The sequence below is a fragment of the Novosphingobium sp. MMS21-SN21R genome (genome assembly GCF_031846015.1).
Classification (GTDB): domain Bacteria; phylum Pseudomonadota; class Alphaproteobacteria; order Sphingomonadales; family Sphingomonadaceae; genus Novosphingobium.
Genome location: NZ_JAVRDU010000003.1, coordinates 591,491 through 608,026 on the forward strand (window position 1 = coordinate 591,491; position 16,536 = coordinate 608,026).

Sequence of the window (16,536 nt, forward strand, 5' to 3'; positions counted from 1 at the left end):
TCAGCCCTTGTTCAACACGAAATCGTTCAGCCGTTCGTGGAAGCGCTGCACGCGCTTTTCCTGTCCCGGCAGGATGCAGCCCTTGAAGCCGCGCGAATTGAGGCCCTGCTGCTGGGTGGTGCCGATGGAAAGATCCTGATCGGCCACGTAGCCGACCGAGACGCCGTCGCCGTAAACCGAGTGGCGGTGAATCGCGTCGTGCTTCAGCGGCGCGGGGCCGACCGGGGTGGCGATCTCGGTCATCTTCGCGTTCTGCGGATAGAGGCACCAGTGCTGGAACACGCACTTTTCAGGATCGGTCGGGTGCGGTTCGGTGCGCAGGATCTGGCACTGTTCGGGCGACATCGTGATCGTCAGGTTGGGGAACAGCGTGCAGTGGAAATAATCGACCAGCTGCTGGTCGGTCATGCTGCTGTAATCGTATCCCGCGTCGGCGCCGCGCTCGCGCTTGGCCTTGATCACGGCCTCGCGGATGTCGGCGGTGCGCCCGCGATATTCCTTGGGATCGATGCCCCAAGCCTCGGCGGCCTCATACAGGCCCGGAGGCACGTCGCCGCTGACGTAGTCCTTGCGGCTGGTGGCCTGGTGGCCGATCATCCACATCGAATTGTGCCCGCTCTCGTACATCTCGAACAGCGTGGTCGGCAGACCGTCGTTGATGAAGGTGGCGAGTTCGGGGTGGATCGTGGGGAGGTGGTAGCTCTCGTTGAAGTTGTCGCGGATGATCTTCCAGTTGAATTCGCAATCGGCCGAGACGTTGAACACGCGCACCCAGTTGTCGAGCTTGTAGCCGGCCAGACGGTCGGTCAGCGGGGCGAGCCATTCCTGCAAGGGGGCGACATCGTCGTCCATGCACCAGAACACGAACGGGCCCCAGGTTTCGCAGCGCAGTTCCGCCAGCTTGACCTTGCCGCACGGGCTGCCGCCGGCGAAATCATCAGGGTCCTGCACGTGGACCAGCGTGCCGTCCGGATCGAACTGCCAGCCATGATAGCCGCAGGTCAGGCGCGGGGCCGATCCCACTTCGCCGAGCACAAGACGGTTACCCCGGTGCGGGCAGGTGTTGTAGAACGCCTTCACGCTCCCATCGGCCTGCTTCATCATCACCACCGATTCCTTGCCGAAGTTGTGGCGGATGAAATCGCCCTCTTCCTCAAGGTCGGCGGTCACCCCGCCAAGGTGCCAGACCTTGGGCCAGAGGTGCTTGTTCTCCAGATCCATCCATTCGCGCGTGATATAGCGATCGGCGGTGATCGTATCGCCGCGCACGGCGATGTCGAAGTCCGGGGAATAGCGGGAAATCTTGTCCTGAACGGTCATCTCGGCATCCTCTTGAAGCGCTTGCTCAGACCGGCCAATCGCGGGTCTGGCTGAAGTCGGTTCCGCGTCTTCCCGGCCTGACCAGAGGATTGCCTTCAAGGAAACCATCTGCGGCAGGGTCGGTACGCGCCCAGTCCACTATTTCGCGGCGGCGGCTGATGCGCCACTGCCCATTCTTGCAGGTGTATTCGTCGACATAGCGCCCGGCGACGATCAGGTCTTTCGGTTCGCCGTCTTCGAACGCGCGGTGCCAGGCGTAGAAATAGACTTCCCCCGAAGCCGCATCGCCGTTCACCTCGATCTGGGCCTGCCCGATGATGTGCTGGCTGCCACCGGTATCGGCGAGGAAGCCTTGCGCAAAGGCGACGAATTCGTCCGCCGTGCCCTGCATCAAGCCGCAATCGACCCATGCGTCGTCGTGGAAGGCGCTGCGGTGCAATTCGGGGTCGAGCCGGTCCTGTCCGCGCATGTAGTTGCACAAGGCGGTGTGAATGTCGCGGCGGGCGCAGAGATCGCGAACTTCGGCTTCCATGTCGAACGCCATGCTCAATTCTCCGCGCCAAGGTATTTGTCGACGACCATCTGGAAATGGCGGATGCGCGATTCCTGATAGTTGCCAAGGTTCTGGACGCCGGTGGCACTGGCGCGGAAACCGGCCTGCTGGGCGCGCAAGTTGTCAGTGTCCTGATCGTAGACGAAGCCCATCGCGGCATCAAAGCCGGGCGCTGTGGCATAGCTTTCGTGTTCGGCCACGCGGTAAGGTTCGGGCGGCTCGGGCGGCTGTCCCTGTTCTGGATTGGGGCGGAGGAACAGGATTTCGAACAGGGTGCGGTTCGGATCGCTGCCGATCGGGCGGAAGCGATAGACCATCGGCAAGGACAGGCCGGGGAACAGCACCATGTTGGGGAACACGTGATATTCGATGGTGTCGATCATCTCGCTGTCCGAAACGGCGGAAAGATCGCATTTGTAGGCCTCGCCCATGATCTTGCGCAGGTGGCGGGCCATCACGGAGCGGGCGGTTTCGCCGTCCTTCACGTCGAGGCTGTCATCGCGCGAATCCTTGTCGCCAAGGATCATCGTGGCGAGCAGTTCCTTTTCCGACAGCGGCCTTGCCAGATGCGGCGAGTTGACGCCGCTTGCGGCATAGAACCGGGTCACCGTGTCGGAATGGCAATCGTACTGGACGTTGGCATCGCCCACGCCCTTCAGCAGTTGCGGGTGGGTTTCGAGCACGTGGTAGGATTCAAGGAAGGCTTCCTGCGCGGTCTTCCAGTTGCACGGCAGTTCCTTGGCGACGTGCACTGCGACATGGCGGTTCGCGATGTTCCAGTCCTTGAAGTGCTCGGGCAGGGGGCTGAGGAATTCCTCGAGGCTTGGGCCTTGGGCGCTCGGATTGATGAAGATGAAACCGCCCCACTGGCCGACGCGGAGTTGCGGCAATCCGGTCTTGTCGGGATCGATATAGGCGAAGTCCCAGGCGCAGGGGACCGAGGCGAGGCTGCCGTCGTTGTTCCAGGTCCAACCGTGGTAGGGGCAGCGCAAGTTATCGCCCGAGCCGGTGCCTTCACCGCGTTTGAACTTGGTCGAGCGGTGCAGACACGAATTGACGAAAGCGCGCACAGACATGTCGCCCTGCCGGACAACCACGTAGGACAAGTGTGCGACTTCATAGGTGTAGAAATCGCCTGGTTCGGGGATGTGATCTTCGCGGCAGACCCACTGCCAGGTCTTCTTCCAGATCTTCTCGATCTCTGCCTCGAAAATCGCCTGATCGAAATAGCGGTTCACGCTGACCGGCGCGCTGCCGAGGAAGGCGGGTTCTTCCATGGCGAGGACCGGTGGCGGCGGCATCACATCGTTCGCCACGATCTGCTGCATCGACGGCGCGCCGGGGCATCGAACGGCGGAGAGATCCTCGCCTTCGACGTAATCGGGCAATCCGTGCGGAACGATCGCTTCAAGCATGGGACTCTCCGGGGCGTTGCGCATTAAAACCGGCAACAGTGCCTGTTTTATGAACCTTGCCCCGATTCGCCTCAAGCTGTTTGTTCCGCTAGGTCGGCCAGACCAGCTCCACACGCCGCAGCGCGCCCACGATTCCGGGCACGGGCGAGAGGTCGCTGGTGTCTGCCACCGCGAAATCGGGGATGCGTTTGAGCCATTCCTCCAGCGTGATCGCCACTTCCTTGCGCGCGAGTTCCTGCCCCGGGCACATATGCGGGCCGCTGCCGAAGGTGGAGTGGCGCGCGCGCTTGCGCATGGCATCGATGGCGAGCGGATCGGGATTGACCGCCGGGTCGAGGCCATGGACCTGCGTCGGGATCGCGATCATGTCGCCAGCCTTCAGGGAAACGCCTTGAAACTCGATATCGCGGCGGACCTCGCGCGCAATCGAGACGAGGCCGAAGCGCCGGAACAGTTCGTTGACCACCGGCAGAACATCGGAACCCCGCGCACGCAGATCGGCGCGCAAAGCCGCGTTGTCGGCCACTTCGCGGATGATGAAGGCCAGCACGTTGACCACGGTATCCAGCCCCGCGATCAGCACCTGGGTCGAGAGGGAGAGCGCCTCGTCGCGGGTCAGGCGGCGGCCGCCGAGGTCGGCGGTGATCATCTTGCTGAGCATGTCCTCGCCCGGATGGGTGGTGCGCGCATCGACCAGCGGGGCGAGGTAGCGGAAGAACTCCTGCTTGGCGTCCTCGAAGCTCATGTCCATCCCGGGGCGAGTCATGCATTCGGCCCAATGGCGGATCTTCGGCGCTTCGGAAGCGTCGATACCGACCAGCGACATGAACACGCGGATCGGGAACTGCTCGGCAAATTCTGCGGTGAAATTGCAGTGGCCGCGCGCGGCAAAGCCGTCGATCAGTTCGGTCGCGGTGGCGCGGATCGTCTCGGACAGCCCCCGGATCGCGGCGGGGTTGAGGCTGGCGTTGAGCAGGAGGCGATAGGGGCGGTGCTCGGGCGGGTCGATGGTGGTGGGGATCAGGCCGTGCTGCTCGCCGATGGATTTGGGAAGCACGATCACGCGCGAGGAAAAGGCATCGGGATCGGACTGCACATCCTGCAGCGCCTCGCCGCCCAGCGCGATCCAGTGGCCCTCGTTGCGCGGGGTCCACACCACGGCGGGATGGCTGGCGGTGAGGTCGCTCCACGCCTTGTGGAAGCCGTGCTCGGCAAGGCCGGGCGGCATGTAGATGTCGATATCGACGACGCGGGATTCAGGCACGTGTGCCGGGCGCGGGGTGGTCATGCCGGAGATCCTCTCTTGTGATTTTGCAGGCGAACATGCGGCAGGCTGCGCGCGCTGGCGCTTGGCGTTTAGGATAGGACAAGTGCAGTTCGCACCGCCGTTTCGCCTTGACCCCTGCATGGCTTTAATTAGAATTATCGTTCTGGTTAAGAAAAGGGTGAGGCAATGGGAACGCGGCGTGATGCGATGAAGGTCGCGGCGGCAGGCATGTTGGGCTTGCCTATTGCGGCGCGGGCGGGGGCCGGTGCGGCACCTTCGGGCGTTTGCGCGCAGCCACAAAGCGCCGCGCCGCAGTGGGCGCAAGGCAACGAAGGCCAGCGCAAGGCCGATCTTGGCGACGGGCGCTACCTCAATCCGATCATCTCGGGCGACTATCCCGATCCGACCGTGCTGAAGGACGGCGACGACTACTACATGACCCATTCGTCGTTCGATGCGGCGCCGGGGCTGCTGATCTGGCATTCGCGCGATCTGGTGAACTGGCGGCCACTCGGCCCTGCGCTGAACGAGCCGCTGGGAACGGGCTTTGCGGTGGATCTGGTCAAGCATGGCGGGCGCTATTTCATCTACATTCCGTTCATGAAGGCCCCGTGGTCCAAGGGGCTGAAAGACTTCGCCAATATCTACGTCATCCATGCCGACAGCATCGAAGGTCCGTGGAGCGATCCGGTCGATCTCGGTATCGGCGGGCTGATCGATCCGGGCCATGTCGTTGGCGAGGACGGGCAGCGGTATCTGTTCTTCAACCAGGGCAAGCGGGTGCGGCTGCGCGCGGATGGTCTTGCCACCGCCGGGCCGGTCGAGACGGTCTACGAAGGCTGGCGCTACCCCGATGACTGGGTGACCGAGAACTACGCGCTCGAAGGGCCAAAGCTGTTCCGGCGGGGGGGCTGGTTCTATCTGGTGAGCGCGGTTGGTGGAACGGGCGGACCGCCGACCGGCCACATGGTTGTGGCATCGCGCGCGCGGTCGGTGAACGGGCCGTGGGAGCATTGCCCGCACAATCCGATCCAGCGCACGAAGGACAAGTCGGAAATGTGGTGGTCGCGCGGGCACGCGACTTGCGTCGAAGGGCCGGGCGGGCAGTGGTACATGGTCTATCACGGCTATGAGAACGGCTACAGCACACTGGGGCGGCAGACCTTGCTTGAACCGATTGAATGGACCGTGGATGGGTGGTTCAGGGCCATGGGTGGCGATCTGTCCCGGCCCCTGCCCATGCCGCCGGGTGCAGCGGTGGCGCACGGCTTTGCCCGCTCGGACAACTTTGCCGCAGCCAGCCTCGGCACGCGCTGGTCGCTATACGGTAGCGCGCCCGACGAGGCGGGGCGGGTGCGCTATGACAGCGGGGCGCTGGTCCTGGCGGGCAAGGGCAGCGGGCCTGCAAACTGCTCGCCCCTGACGCAGAATGTCGGCGACCGGTCCTATGAGTTCAGCGTGGAACTGGAATTGGTGGGCGAGGTGACTGGCGGATTGCTGCTGTTCTTCAACGACCGCCTGTTCCTCGGTATGGGGATCGATGGCACGCGGATGACATCATATCGCGGCGGCAAGGCCAGCTATTGGCCGGAGCCTGCACCGCCTGCGCGAAAGATGCACATGCGCGTGGTCAACCAAGCCCAGATCGTGACCTTTTACTACAGCCTCGACGGCAAGAACTGGACGCGCCACGGCGTGCGCAGTGAAGTGTCCGGTTACAACGCCAACACCATCGACGATCTGCTGAGCCTGCGCCCCGCCCTGTTTGCAGCAGGGCCGGGCGCGGTCAGGTTCCGGAACTTCCGCTATCGTGCGCTGCCCTGATCGTCGTCACCCCATCGTTTCGCCCCGTCAGATGGGGGTCACCCCATCGTTTCGCCATTATCGATGACGATATTGGTGCCGGTGAGGTGGCGGCCATCTTCACAGGCGAGGTAGAGGACCATGTTCGCGATATCGATGGGCTGGCCCATGCCGTGGTTATGGACCTGATCGAGGCCAGCGGCATCCTGCGGCAGTTCGGCCAGCGCCTGCGCGGTCATCGGGGTGACGATGCCGCCGGGCGCGATGGAGTTGACGCGGATGCGGTAGCCCTGTTCGCGGCAGTGGACCGCGATGGAGCGGGTCATGCCGATGATCCCGGCCTTGGCGGCTGAATAGGCGGGGATGACGCTGATGCCCTTGATCCCGCCGACCGAGGCCATGTTGATGATCGAGCCGGACCCGTCCTTGCTCATGTGCGGGATGGCGGCCTTGCAGCCGAGGAAGGTGCCATTCACCATCACGTCGATCTGCAGGCGGAAATCGTCGTAGGACAAGTCTTCGACCGTGCCGAAACGAACGAGGCCAGCGTTGTTGACCAGCGTATCGAGCCTGCCGAAGCGGCTGATCGTTTCGGCAACGACACTTGCCCAGCCCGCTTCGTCCCGCACGTCATGGAACAGGTAGATGCTGCCGGGAATTTCGGCGGCAACTTTCTCGCCCAGCTCTTCCTGCATATCGGTGATGACGACCTTTGCGCCTTCAGCTGCCAGCAGCCGTGCGTCTTCCGCGCCAAGCCCCGAAGCGCCGCCGGTGATCAGTGCGACTTTCCCGCTCATCTTGCCCATGCGAAATTCCTTATGCAGCCCAGTGGGCGTAAACGGGATCGGTGGTGCCGAAACAGCCACGGTTGGTCAGCGCTTCGTAAAAGCCGTCGCGCTCCATCGTCGAGGGGTGCGAATGGCTCCAGTCGGCAACGAAAGTGCGGCTGAGAATCAGCCATTTGCCGTCGCGCTTCACGTAGCGGTCGATGTAGCGGCCGCCGGTGAGCACTTCGGTTCCGGCCTGCACCATCTGGGCGATGGCGTAGTGCTCGCCCACCGCCTCGTCCCCGCGCACATCGACCCATTCGTTGGCGACCGAGTGAAAGCACATTTCCAGATTGTCGCGCACGAACGCGGTAATGTCGCGGGCAAAGTCCTTGCCCGAGCCGTTGACGACGCCCGAAATGACGGTGGAATCGTCGGAGAAGATCGACGCAAGGAGGACTTCGTCGGCACGGTCGACACCGCGCGCATAGGCCATGCACAAGTCGTGGATTTCAGCCTTGGCCAGCGCGGCATCGAGCGCGGCTTCACGGTTTGGTGTGGCGGTCATGGTGTTCCCTCGTGCAGAGGCGGCATGGAAGGCGAGCAGGGCGCGGCCCGGATCGGCTGCCCCTTTGGCGCCTGCGGGCACATAGTGTTCGAAGCCGACCGGTGGATCGGTGCGCGCGGCGGTGGAGGGGCGGTTGACGTTGGCGTCCAGCACATAGGTGCGGTGCGAGAGCCGCCACTCGCCATCGCGGCATTCGTGCCGGTCAAGATAGCGCCCGAACACCCAGCGTTGCAGCGCGGCCTCTTCGACATAGGCGATGACGTAGGATTCGGATGTGGCGATATCGCCGTCCACTCTGATCCAGCAATTCGACGTGCGGTGCAGCGTGGGCAGCGTGCCCTTCTGCGCATCGGCGAGGATGGCGACGAGCGTGGCGGCGTCGCCCGCAAAGAAGCCGTAATCGACCGTGGCATCGGCGTGATAGGCGTCGCCCAGCAGGTTGAAATCGGCGCGGTCAACGCCCCTGCTGTGCACGGCAAGCGCATTGGCAATGGCCGCGCGTGCGATGAAGTCTTCGGCGGTGATCATGGCGCAGTCCTCTGAAAAAAGTGCCCCGGTTACGGTGAAGTAACCGGGGCCAGGGAGGATTTCGTCAGATCAGAAGTTGTAACCGACCGAGACACCGAACTGGCGCGGCGGGGCGTAGCCGACGAGGCCCATGTAGCCGGGGCTGTCGTAGACGGTGGAGATGTAGCGGTTGTCGAGCAGGTTCTTGCCCCACAGACCGACCGAATAGCGCTTGTCTGGACCGTAGTAGGTCAGCAGCGCATCGACGTAGTACGTCGGCTGGATCGTCGAACGCGGGGTGTTGACCACGGCGGTGTAGAACTTGGAGGCGGTGTACATCCAGCTCACATCAGCCACGATGCTGGCGTCTCCCGGCAGCTTGGTGGTGAAGTTCGCGCCGAGGGTCGAGGCCCAGCGCGGCGCGTTCTGCAGCGCGAAGCCCTGCAGGTCGAGCGTCTTGGCGGCTACCGGATCGAAGTAGAGGAAGTTCTTGTACTTGGTATCGAGGAAGGCGAGCGAGCCGCGCAGGGTCAGGCCTTCGGTCGGCACGGCCTGCACTTCAAGTTCGAAGCCCTTGATCTCGGACTTGGCGGCATTGAGGATGCGGTTGCCCTGAACGTTGGTGGCAGCATCGAAGTAGATCTGCGCAACCTGCATGTCGCGGTAGTTGGTGTAGAACACCGAGAGGTTCGTGCGCAGGTGACGGTCGAGGAAATCGGCCTTGAGGCCAGCTTCGAACGTATCTACCTTTTCCGGATTGTACGGCGCATTGCCGTCTGCCGCCACGCCGATACGGCCGGTGAAGCCGCCCGACTTGAAGCCGCGCGCCCAGCTTGCGTAGACGAGCTGGTTCTGACCCACTTCATAGTCAAGGCCGACCTTCCAGCCGACATTGTTCCAGCTCTTGGTGCCGCCAACATCGAGGCTGCCGGGGAACAGCACGTCGAACTTGGCCCAGTCGGCCGAGGTCAGCGCCTTGCTGCCGAGCCCGGTGGCGAGCGTCGAGCGCGCGTTCACGCTGTCATGCGTGTAGCGGATGCCCGCCGAAAGCTTCAGCGCGTCGGTCAGCTGGGTGTAGGTCTGCATGAAGGCCGAGAAGCTCTCGGTCTGCTGGTCCTGCACGTTGAACTGGATCAGGCCGGGCAGGGCGAAGTCCAGGTGGTACATCTGGTAGTGGTGGTAATCGGTCTTGAGGTAGAACAGGCCTGCCGTGGCGCTGAAGGCATCGCCCGCCGAGAACGAGGTGCGCAGTTCCTGGCTGAACTGGTAGCCGTGGGTGCGGCGGCGGGTCGAGTTGTTGGTCTTCGCGGTGCCGTCCTGGTCGGTATATTCGAACAGGGTGAAGTTCTTGTAGCCGGTGATCGCGGTGATGTCGCCGATGGGCGTGTTGTCATACTGGATCGTGCCGATGAAGAACTTGGTCGTCATGTCCGACTGGTCGGGCACTTCGTTGTTGCCCGAGAAGTACTTGTCCGGCGCCACGCAGGGCTTGCCCGCTGCGGCGCAAGGGCTGCGGTACATCGGCAGCTTTGCGCCGTTCCAGAAGGTGCCTTCGGGGACATAGTTCGCCTCGCCCGGAAGGCCGCCGTTGACGACGACCGGCGCGCCGTTGCGGGCCGCCACATATTCGCCCTGCAGCGTGATCTTGAGATCGGAGTTGGGCGTGATGTAAAGCTGGCCGCGCACCGCATCGACGTTCTTGCGGCCCATGTCCTCGCCGTTCCACACGTTCGTTACCCAGCCATCGCGCTGGGTGTGGATGCCGGCGACCTTGAGGCTGACCACGTCCTTGACCAGCGGCGCTTCGATTGCGCCGCTGACGTCGAAGCGGTTCCAGTTGCCGTAAGTGGCCTTGATGTTGCCGCCGAATTCGCCGGTGGGCTGGTTGGTGACGACGTTGACGACGCCGCCTGTCGTGTTCGCGCCGAACAGCGTGCCCTGGGGACCGCGCAGGATTTCCACCCGGCCTGTGTCATAGGTATCGAGCAGCGCGCCCATCGAGAAGAACTGCGGCACGCCGTCGACCACGATCGACACGGTGTTGCCCGCATAAGGATCGGGCTCGATCACGCCGATGCCGCGAATGGTGAACACCGCATTGTTGGGGGTGTTGGCGAAGTTGTCGATCTGGACGTTGGGAACCGAGCCCTGCAGCGCCTGCAGCGTGGTCACGTTCATCGCGGAAAGCGTCTCACCACTGACGGCGGCAATCGAGATCGGCACCGACTGGATGCTCTCGGACTTCTTTTGCGCGGTAACGATGATTTCGCTGATGCCGCCGGTGGCAGCGTCTTCAGCCTGCGCGGCCTGAGCCTGTGCAGCAGCGGGAGCCGCCGCGAGTGCGATGGCCGAAAGCCCGGTCATCAGATGGATTGCGTGAAGCGCCTTCATTTCTTCCCTCCCATGGCGGGTGCCGCAACTTCTGCGGCGGTCACCCTCTCGGTGCACACGATTCGGTTATAACCGGCGGCACTGCCTGTTTTATCGCGGCATTGGTTGCAAAGGCCTACTGGCCGTTTTGTCAGGAGGCCTTGGCAGGCGCGAAAAGGCATGTCAGGACGATGACGATGTCCGGTTCCACCATGCAAAAGCGAATGCTTGCCGCGATGCGCCCTGCCGCGCTGGGCGAAGAGCCTGTGCGCTGGCAACAGCGCAAGTCGGCGCAGACGCGGCTCAGGATGCTCGAGGCAGGCGTCGATGCGCTGGTCGAGGGCGGTTACGCGGGACTTACTACCGCGCAAGTGGCCGAGCGCGCGGGCGTTTCGCGCGGAGCGATGCACCATCATTTCGCCACGCGGATCGATCTGGTGGGCGCGGTGGTCGATCACATCTTCTACCAGCGCATGCGCCTGTTTCTGGACGAATATCTGGCGATGATGGCGCAGCGGCGCGGCGAGGAACTGATCGATCTTGCCACCGAAGCGCACTGGCGCAGCGTGCAGACGCGCGAATATGCCGCCTATCTCGAACTTGCCGTGGCGGCCCGCACCGATACCGAGCTGAACCTCGCGTTCGAGCCTGCCGCGCGCCGCTACGACGAGGTATGGACCGCCGAGATGATCGAGTCCTTCCCGCAATGGCGCGACCAGTGGGAAGCGATGAAGCAGGGCAGCGACTTCGCCATTGCGGTGCATTCGGGCCTGTTGCTGCACGGCCCGGTGTTCGGACCGGAGCGTATGGCGCAAGTTCTGCGCATGACGATACAGACCGTTCGCGGGCTTTACAGCTTCTGAGCGGCTGGCGGGTTCTGACCAGCCAGCCGCCTTGTGCGGTTACACGGTGCCCGCATATCCGATGATCAGGCACGACAGCGAGAGCAGCCCGAGGCGCGCCCACGACGCCTGCTCGCCCATCACGAACACCGCAATGCCGATCACGACAATCGGCACCGTAGCCGACAGCGCGGGCAGGATCATGCTGAGCGGTCCGCCCTCGCGGATCATCGTTGCCAGCGCCCAGAATGACGCCATGTAGCAGGCAAGGCATGCCACACTCCAACCGGGATTGCGGAATGCCTCTGTGCGGCCGAGCAGCAGACTCCCGCCGACCTGCCCCAAGGCGCCGATAATGAACAGCACGATCACGCGCGCGGTAAGTCCGGCAGCGATAGACATCAGGCATCCCCCTATTTTGTTTTCGGCGCTGTTGGTGGTTCAGCGCCGCAACGGGCGGTATCGGTGCCGCAGCGCTAAAGCCGCAACTGATCAAAGTCCGAGCGGTTACCTTATGGCTGGCCGCTCTCCGAAAGGTCAGTATGCGGGGGCGGGCTTGCTGGGCAGACTTGGGGCAACAAGGCCGCAACGCGGCGCAGTATGGGAGATTCGGATATGGCAACCGTGGCAATTACCGGCGCAGGGCGCGGAATCGGGCTGGAACTGACGCGGCAGCATGTTGCGGCGGGCGACCGCGTGCTGGCACTGGTGCGCAATCCGGGTGGTGCTTCCGCACTTGCCGAGCTTGCAGCTTCGTCGGGCGGCAAGCTGACCGTGCACGCGATGGACGTGGCCGATGATGCGTCGGTCAAGGCAGGCGCGGCAGACAGCGGCAGCGATGCGGTAGACGTGCTCTATAATGTTGCGGGCGTGCCCGGACCGATCCCGGCGGAACTCGAAACGTCCGACTGGGCCGAGTGGGACGAGGCGTTCCGCATCATGGTGCAGGGCCCCTTGCGTGTGCTGCAGGCGTTTCTGCCGCGCATGGGCGCGGGCTCGAAAGTCATCAATATCTCGAGCCAGCTGGCCGCATCGACCTGGCCCTATGGCGGGTTCTACGCCTATGCCGGGGCCAAGGCCGCGCTCAACCGCATGATGCGCTCGGTCGCCATCGACCTCAAGGAGCGCGGCGTGATCGTCGGCCTCGTCCATCCGGGCTGGGTCCAGACCGACATGGGCGGCGAGGCTGCCGAGATCACCCCGACCGAAAGCGCCGCCGGCATCCGCAAGGTCGCCGCCGACTGGACGCTCGAAACTTCGGGCGATTTCCTCAAGTGGAACGGCGAAACCCACGCCTGGTAAGGAGCACAATCTCATGCCGTTCACTGGCCCGGTCGAGGACCGCATCGCAATCCGCGAACTGATGGACACCCACGCCCACGGCGTGATGATGAAGGACGCCGAACTGTGGGGCTCGATCTGGGCCGAGGACGCATACTGGGAACTGCCTGACTACCCTGACCTTGGCGCCTTCGTCGGCAAGAAGGTGATCGTCGATGGCTGGATTGAATCGATGAAGGTCTATGGCCTCGACAATTGCACCAAGCCGATGATCTACTTCATGCAGCCCGGATCGATCGAGGTGGACGGCGATGCCGCCACCGCCGTCGCCTATACCATCGAAATCTACGACGACCCCGCCACCGGCAAACGCATCCACACGACCGGGCGCTACAACGACGAGTTGCGGCGGATCGACGGGGCGTGGAAGTTCACGCGGCGGGCCTACCGGACGGTGTTTGCGGATTGATTGAGGGGTGGGGCGGGTTTAGGTTGTGGGCCTATCTGGATAAGGCGACGACCGGAACATGAACGCAAAGCGCGGTAAGTCTGAGGGAGGCGGTACACACCCCGCCTCTCACACCCAAAGCGCGCTGAGCCGGGTGCAGGCCCGTCTGCGCGCGCATGTCGATGCAAGTGTCTGTCTTTCCGAAGAATTGATAGAGGACCGCAGGCGCGCGTTCGAGGTTGAATAAGGCTGCCTGTCGCTTGTTGGGTGTGGCCAGCGTCGGCTGCATTTGCGGTTTTTCGGGAGCAAAGTTGCCGTTCCGGACACGACGCCGTTGCCGAAATTCTCCCGACTTGTGCTATATGCTGGCACATGCAAGACGATCAGGAACGACGCCGCAACTGGCGAGCAAATTGGCTCAGTAGTATCCAAGAGTTTGCCGATGATGAGACGCAGCGCCGGTCATGGCTGGACCACAAGAACACCAACCTGCATTTCTCGTTTGTCGAATACTTCAGCTGCTACTTTGACGATCTCGGTTTGTCAGATGGTGACTACGACTGGGCTTTGAATCGTGGCATGGTTAGCGCGGACGAGGTTGAGGCAGTGGCTGCGTTTCATCAAGCCGCCGACACTTACGATAGTCCTTCTGACGAATACAACCACAAAGCCATTCTTGCAGACCCCAAATGGGCTGAGGTCGTCGCCGCTGCCAAGAGGGCGCAGTCTGCGCTTTCACGTTTAATCGACGACCCTAAGGAGCGGTGCCTGCTCCTTGGGCCTTGAGTCCGCAAACCACCCAATTCCTGCATTAGCGGCTTGCCAATAGTCCCGGCGGAAGCTGCCTTCCGTTCAGGCGCCCGGTTCCGTTCGTCCTGAGCTTGTCGAAGGACGCGCGCCAAGGTTTGGCACTGCTCGCTGACCGTCAAACACTTAGGTCGCGCGTATCCTTCGACAGGCTCAGGACGAACGGGGGTGGGGGTGTTTGGTGCGAGGGTGCTGAGGGGTTTGGGGTAGCTGAGAACGGTGCCTACCCGCCAACCTCCGGCAAGACCGAAGCGCATTCCTCCACCCGGTACGTGCGCATCTGCGCCCGGTCGAACAGGCGTTCTTCGTCTGTGACGATTTCGTCCATGATGGCGGGGTCGGCCATGGCGGCGAAGCAGGCGTCGCAGGTTTGCTGGTCGGGGAAGTCTATTTCGAGGACGACATCGAAATCGTGCGTCATGTCCGTGCCGCCCAGCGGGTGGAGGTGTTTGCGGACATAGCGACTGGCCCAGCCGGACAGGACTTTTTCGCCGATCAGGCGGTGGCGGGATTCATAGTAGGCGATGAAATCGGCCTTGCTCATGCCTTCGCGGCGCTTGAGCAGGGTGAGGACGGTGACGGTCACGTATAGGCCTCAAGCCAGCGCCGCGTCGCATCGCCCACCGCGCGGGCGCGCAGGGCGGGGTGGGGGAAGGCATCGCGCAGGGCTTGCGCGCGCAGTTCGATGGCCAGCGGGATATTCGCCGGAAGCGCCTGATAGAGCGCGGCCAGCGGCAAGGCGCCTTCGCCGCATTGCTCGCGCAAGTTGATCGCATCGTGGATCACGGCTGCAAAGTCTGCGGGATCGGGGCGCAGCGCGGGCGCATCGCAGAACTGCGCATAGGGCAGCAGTGCGGGATCGACATGCGCGATCTCTGCAATCGACGAACCCGAGCGGTCGACATGGATCGGATCGATCAGCAGCGCGCGCAAGGGGTGGGCGACCTGATCGAGCACGGCCAGCGCGGCGCGCAGATCCTTGACCTCGGTGAAGATGCCGAATTCCAGTGCGACACGGATGCCGCTGCCTTCGGCATGGACGCACAGCTGCGCCAGACGCGCGGCGGTGCGCGCGTGGTCCGGGTCCGATGACACGCACAGCACGTTGGCCGCGCCAAGGTCCGCGCCGACGTCGATCACCTTCTTGTGATCGTCCATCACGCTGTCCGGCTTGATCCAGATCACCTCGACATCGAGCAGCGGCAAGCCGGTGGCGGCAAGCGCTGCGCGGGCATCGCGGGTGTGCCCAGCGGTCCATTCCGCCGGATCGACCCACAGCCCGACCATGTCGAAGCCGCCGGCGCGGGCAGCTTCGATGGTATCAACCGGGCCGAATTCGGGCACGACGCCCGAAGCCAGAGAGATCGGGTTCATGCGGCTGATTACATCTGCGGTTCGGGGAGGTCCGCGTCATCCTGCAAGTACCAGTCGAGCCATTCGTGGAAGAACTGGTTGCCGCGTTCGTTGCGCCCGAACACCAGTTCGTCATGCGCGCCCGATTCCAGGCCCTTCTGGATTTCGAGGCCGATCACGTAGTCTTCCTCATACGTCACATCGCGGAAGAAGTTCATCGAAGCTTCGACTGCTGCGCGGTCTTCCTCGTCGCGGATGGGTTCGCGGCGCAGGTAATTGAGGACGGTGCGGTTTTCGCCCGGCGTCGGCCCGGGGAAAAGCTGCGCGACCTGGGTGATTTCGGGCGCGATGAAGGCGGAGACGTTGGGGAACATGATCCGCACGAAATCGAAGCCGTTGTTTTCCTGGGTGCCCCACTCCTCGCGCGGCACGTCCTTCAGCGCCTCGGCAATCTTGTGGTGCGGGAAGCCGATGCGCTGGTGCGGGCCGTAGCCTTCGTAATGCATGCAGTTGGACGGCGTGCGCGGGAAGATCGTTTCGGGGTGGAGCGAGGAGAAGTGGTAGCCCTCAAGATAGCCGTCATAGGCGACTTTCCAGTTCGCGCCCTGGATCTCGCGGCTGCCAAGGTACGTCCAGTTGCCGAAATCGAGCGCTTCGAAATCATCAAGGAAGCCCCTGAAATAAGTATCGACATCGATCGGGGCGTTGGGGGTGAGGACGACGAAGATCATCCCGGCCTTTTCCTCGCAAGGCAGTTCGCGCAGACCCAGTTCCGACTTGTGGACTTCGCCAAATTTCGAGGCTTCGGAAATGCCGATCAGCTTGCCGTCCGGGCCATAAGTCCAGCCGTGGTACTTGCAGGTGAAGCGCGGGCAATTGCCGTGGCCTTCAGCGGCCACCGGCGCGGCACGGTGCGAACAGACGTTCAGGAACGCGCGGACCTTGCCCGCCTTGTCGCGGTTGATCAGCACCGGCATGCCGACCGCGTCCATCGCCTTGTAATCGCCCGCATTGGGCAGTTCGGCGGTGAAGGCGAGCATCAGCGGGACGCGCTTGAAGATCAGCTCCATCTCCGCCTTCCACTGGTCGGGATCGGTATAGCTGCGTGCAGGCACGCGCTTGGTCGTATCCGTCAGGAAGGTCTGCTTTTGCTCGACATAGTCGCGCATGATGGCGGCGACATTTCCGATCTGCTCGATGCGGTCCATAAACTCTTTTGCCTCTCCGTGCCCGCT

The 16,536-nt window shown here is 63.2% G+C and carries 16 protein-coding genes; 5 read left to right on the forward strand and 11 right to left on the reverse strand.

All coding sequences use genetic code 11. The annotated features are described in order from the left end of the window. From RM192_RS18850 to RM192_RS18865, 4 genes are all read right to left on the reverse strand, one after another. On the reverse strand, window positions 1–1,320 hold the full coding sequence (locus RM192_RS18850) for an aromatic ring-hydroxylating dioxygenase subunit alpha (RefSeq protein ID WP_311509202.1): 1,320 nt from the start codon (window positions 1,318–1,320) through the stop codon (window positions 1–3). Window positions 1,321–1,345: 25 nt separating this feature from the next. Beyond that, complete coding sequence (locus RM192_RS18855; protein ID WP_311509203.1) at window positions 1,346–1,864, reverse strand: nuclear transport factor 2 family protein; 519 nt, start codon at window positions 1,862–1,864, stop codon at window positions 1,346–1,348. Window positions 1,865–1,866: 2 nt separating this feature from the next. Beyond that, window positions 1,867–3,288: an aromatic ring-hydroxylating dioxygenase subunit alpha gene (locus RM192_RS18860; RefSeq protein WP_311509204.1), complete on the reverse strand. Its 1,422-nt coding sequence runs from the start codon at window positions 3,286–3,288 to the stop codon at window positions 1,867–1,869. Between the two features lie 88 nt (window positions 3,289–3,376). After that, window positions 3,377–4,576, reverse strand: coding sequence for a cytochrome P450 (locus RM192_RS18865; RefSeq protein WP_311509205.1), 1,200 nt, complete (start codon window positions 4,574–4,576; stop codon window positions 3,377–3,379). A gap of 165 nt (window positions 4,577–4,741) precedes the next feature. On the opposite strand from RM192_RS18865, the gene RM192_RS18870 reads away from it, so the two are divergent. Further along, window positions 4,742–6,379 (forward strand): family 43 glycosylhydrolase, encoded by a 1,638-nt coding sequence (locus RM192_RS18870; protein WP_311509206.1) that lies wholly within the window; start codon window positions 4,742–4,744, stop codon window positions 6,377–6,379. A 38-nt stretch (window positions 6,380–6,417) separates the two neighbouring features. Here the strand turns inward: RM192_RS18870 and RM192_RS18875 are convergent, their stop codons facing one another. The 3 genes from RM192_RS18875 to RM192_RS18885 all read right to left on the reverse strand — a co-directional run bounded on the left by RM192_RS18875 (window position 6,418) and on the right by RM192_RS18885 (window position 10,591). Continuing rightward, window positions 6,418–7,164, reverse strand: coding sequence for an SDR family oxidoreductase (locus RM192_RS18875; protein WP_311509207.1), 747 nt, complete (start codon window positions 7,162–7,164; stop codon window positions 6,418–6,420). A gap of 10 nt (window positions 7,165–7,174) precedes the next feature. Beyond that, window positions 7,175–8,221 (reverse strand): nuclear transport factor 2 family protein, encoded by a 1,047-nt coding sequence (locus RM192_RS18880; protein WP_311509208.1) that lies wholly within the window; start codon window positions 8,219–8,221, stop codon window positions 7,175–7,177. A 69-nt stretch (window positions 8,222–8,290) separates the two neighbouring features. After that, window positions 8,291–10,591 carry a TonB-dependent receptor gene (locus tag RM192_RS18885; protein ID WP_311509209.1) on the reverse strand — a complete coding sequence of 767 codons (2,301 nt, stop codon included), beginning with the start codon at window positions 10,589–10,591 and terminating at the stop codon, window positions 8,291–8,293. Between the two features lie 176 nt (window positions 10,592–10,767). Between RM192_RS18885 and RM192_RS18890 the strand changes: the two genes are divergently transcribed. After that, the gene (locus RM192_RS18890) at window positions 10,768–11,433 is read left to right on the forward strand and encodes a TetR/AcrR family transcriptional regulator (protein ID WP_311509210.1); all 666 of its coding nucleotides are present in this window, start codon (window positions 10,768–10,770) and stop codon (window positions 11,431–11,433) included. A gap of 39 nt (window positions 11,434–11,472) precedes the next feature. Here the strand turns inward: RM192_RS18890 and RM192_RS18895 are convergent, their stop codons facing one another. Next, window positions 11,473–11,814: a hypothetical protein gene (locus RM192_RS18895; protein ID WP_311509211.1), complete on the reverse strand. Its 342-nt coding sequence runs from the start codon at window positions 11,812–11,814 to the stop codon at window positions 11,473–11,475. A gap of 213 nt (window positions 11,815–12,027) precedes the next feature. On the opposite strand from RM192_RS18895, the gene RM192_RS18900 reads away from it, so the two are divergent. The 3 genes from RM192_RS18900 to RM192_RS18910 all read left to right on the forward strand — a co-directional run bounded on the left by RM192_RS18900 (window position 12,028) and on the right by RM192_RS18910 (window position 13,927). Beyond that, entirely contained in the window at window positions 12,028–12,714 is a 687-nt protein-coding gene (locus tag RM192_RS18900) for an SDR family NAD(P)-dependent oxidoreductase (RefSeq protein WP_311509212.1), read from the forward strand. Window positions 12,715–12,727: 13 nt separating this feature from the next. Next, window positions 12,728–13,162, forward strand: a complete 435-nt coding sequence (locus RM192_RS18905; protein ID WP_311509213.1) for a nuclear transport factor 2 family protein — start codon at window positions 12,728–12,730, stop codon at window positions 13,160–13,162. Between the two features lie 351 nt (window positions 13,163–13,513). Then, window positions 13,514–13,927: a hypothetical protein gene (locus RM192_RS18910; protein ID WP_311509214.1), complete on the forward strand. Its 414-nt coding sequence runs from the start codon at window positions 13,514–13,516 to the stop codon at window positions 13,925–13,927. Window positions 13,928–14,171: 244 nt separating this feature from the next. Here the strand turns inward: RM192_RS18910 and RM192_RS18915 are convergent, their stop codons facing one another. Genes RM192_RS18915 through RM192_RS18925 form a run of 3 tightly spaced genes read right to left on the reverse strand, consistent with a single transcriptional unit; the run spans window position 14,172 to window position 16,509 of the window. Then, entirely contained in the window at window positions 14,172–14,534 is a 363-nt protein-coding gene (locus RM192_RS18915; RefSeq protein WP_311509215.1) for an EthD domain-containing protein, read from the reverse strand. Beyond that, a complete protein-coding gene (locus RM192_RS18920; protein ID WP_311509216.1) occupies window positions 14,531–15,322 on the reverse strand; it encodes a TIM barrel protein in 792 nt (263 codons plus the stop codon). Before RM192_RS18920 ends, RM192_RS18915 begins: the two co-directional genes overlap by 4 nt. An 8-nt stretch (window positions 15,323–15,330) precedes the next feature. Then, complete coding sequence (locus RM192_RS18925; RefSeq protein WP_311509217.1) at window positions 15,331–16,509, reverse strand: SRPBCC family protein; 1,179 nt, start codon at window positions 16,507–16,509, stop codon at window positions 15,331–15,333. Window positions 16,510–16,536: the final 27 nt, after the last annotated feature.

Coding starts and splice junctions, on each gene's coding strand:
- RM192_RS18925 (WP_311509217.1), bottom strand. CDS start 16,509: ATGGACCGCATCGAGCAGATCGGAAATGTCGCCGCCATCATGCGCGAC.
- RM192_RS18875 (WP_311509207.1), bottom strand. CDS start 7,164: ATGGGCAAGATGAGCGGGAAAGTCGCACTGATCACCGGCGGCGCTTCG.
- RM192_RS18860 (WP_311509204.1), bottom strand. CDS start 3,288: ATGCTTGAAGCGATCGTTCCGCACGGATTGCCCGATTACGTCGAAGGC.
- RM192_RS18900 (WP_311509212.1), top strand. CDS start 12,028: ATGGCAACCGTGGCAATTACCGGCGCAGGGCGCGGAATCGGGCTGGAA.
- RM192_RS18870 (WP_311509206.1), top strand. CDS start 4,742: ATGGGAACGCGGCGTGATGCGATGAAGGTCGCGGCGGCAGGCATGTTG.
- RM192_RS18855 (WP_311509203.1), bottom strand. CDS start 1,864: ATGGCGTTCGACATGGAAGCCGAAGTTCGCGATCTCTGCGCCCGCCGC.
- RM192_RS18890 (WP_311509210.1), top strand. CDS start 10,768: ATGTCCGGTTCCACCATGCAAAAGCGAATGCTTGCCGCGATGCGCCCT.
- RM192_RS18880 (WP_311509208.1), bottom strand. CDS start 8,221: ATGATCACCGCCGAAGACTTCATCGCACGCGCGGCCATTGCCAATGCG.
- RM192_RS18885 (WP_311509209.1), bottom strand. CDS start 10,591: ATGAAGGCGCTTCACGCAATCCATCTGATGACCGGGCTTTCGGCCATC.
- RM192_RS18895 (WP_311509211.1), bottom strand. CDS start 11,814: ATGTCTATCGCTGCCGGACTTACCGCGCGCGTGATCGTGCTGTTCATT.
- RM192_RS18920 (WP_311509216.1), bottom strand. CDS start 15,322: ATGAACCCGATCTCTCTGGCTTCGGGCGTCGTGCCCGAATTCGGCCCG.
- RM192_RS18910 (WP_311509214.1), top strand. CDS start 13,514: ATGCAAGACGATCAGGAACGACGCCGCAACTGGCGAGCAAATTGGCTC.
- RM192_RS18865 (WP_311509205.1), bottom strand. CDS start 4,576: ATGACCACCCCGCGCCCGGCACACGTGCCTGAATCCCGCGTCGTCGAT.
- RM192_RS18850 (WP_311509202.1), bottom strand. CDS start 1,320: ATGACCGTTCAGGACAAGATTTCCCGCTATTCCCCGGACTTCGACATC.
- RM192_RS18905 (WP_311509213.1), top strand. CDS start 12,728: ATGCCGTTCACTGGCCCGGTCGAGGACCGCATCGCAATCCGCGAACTG.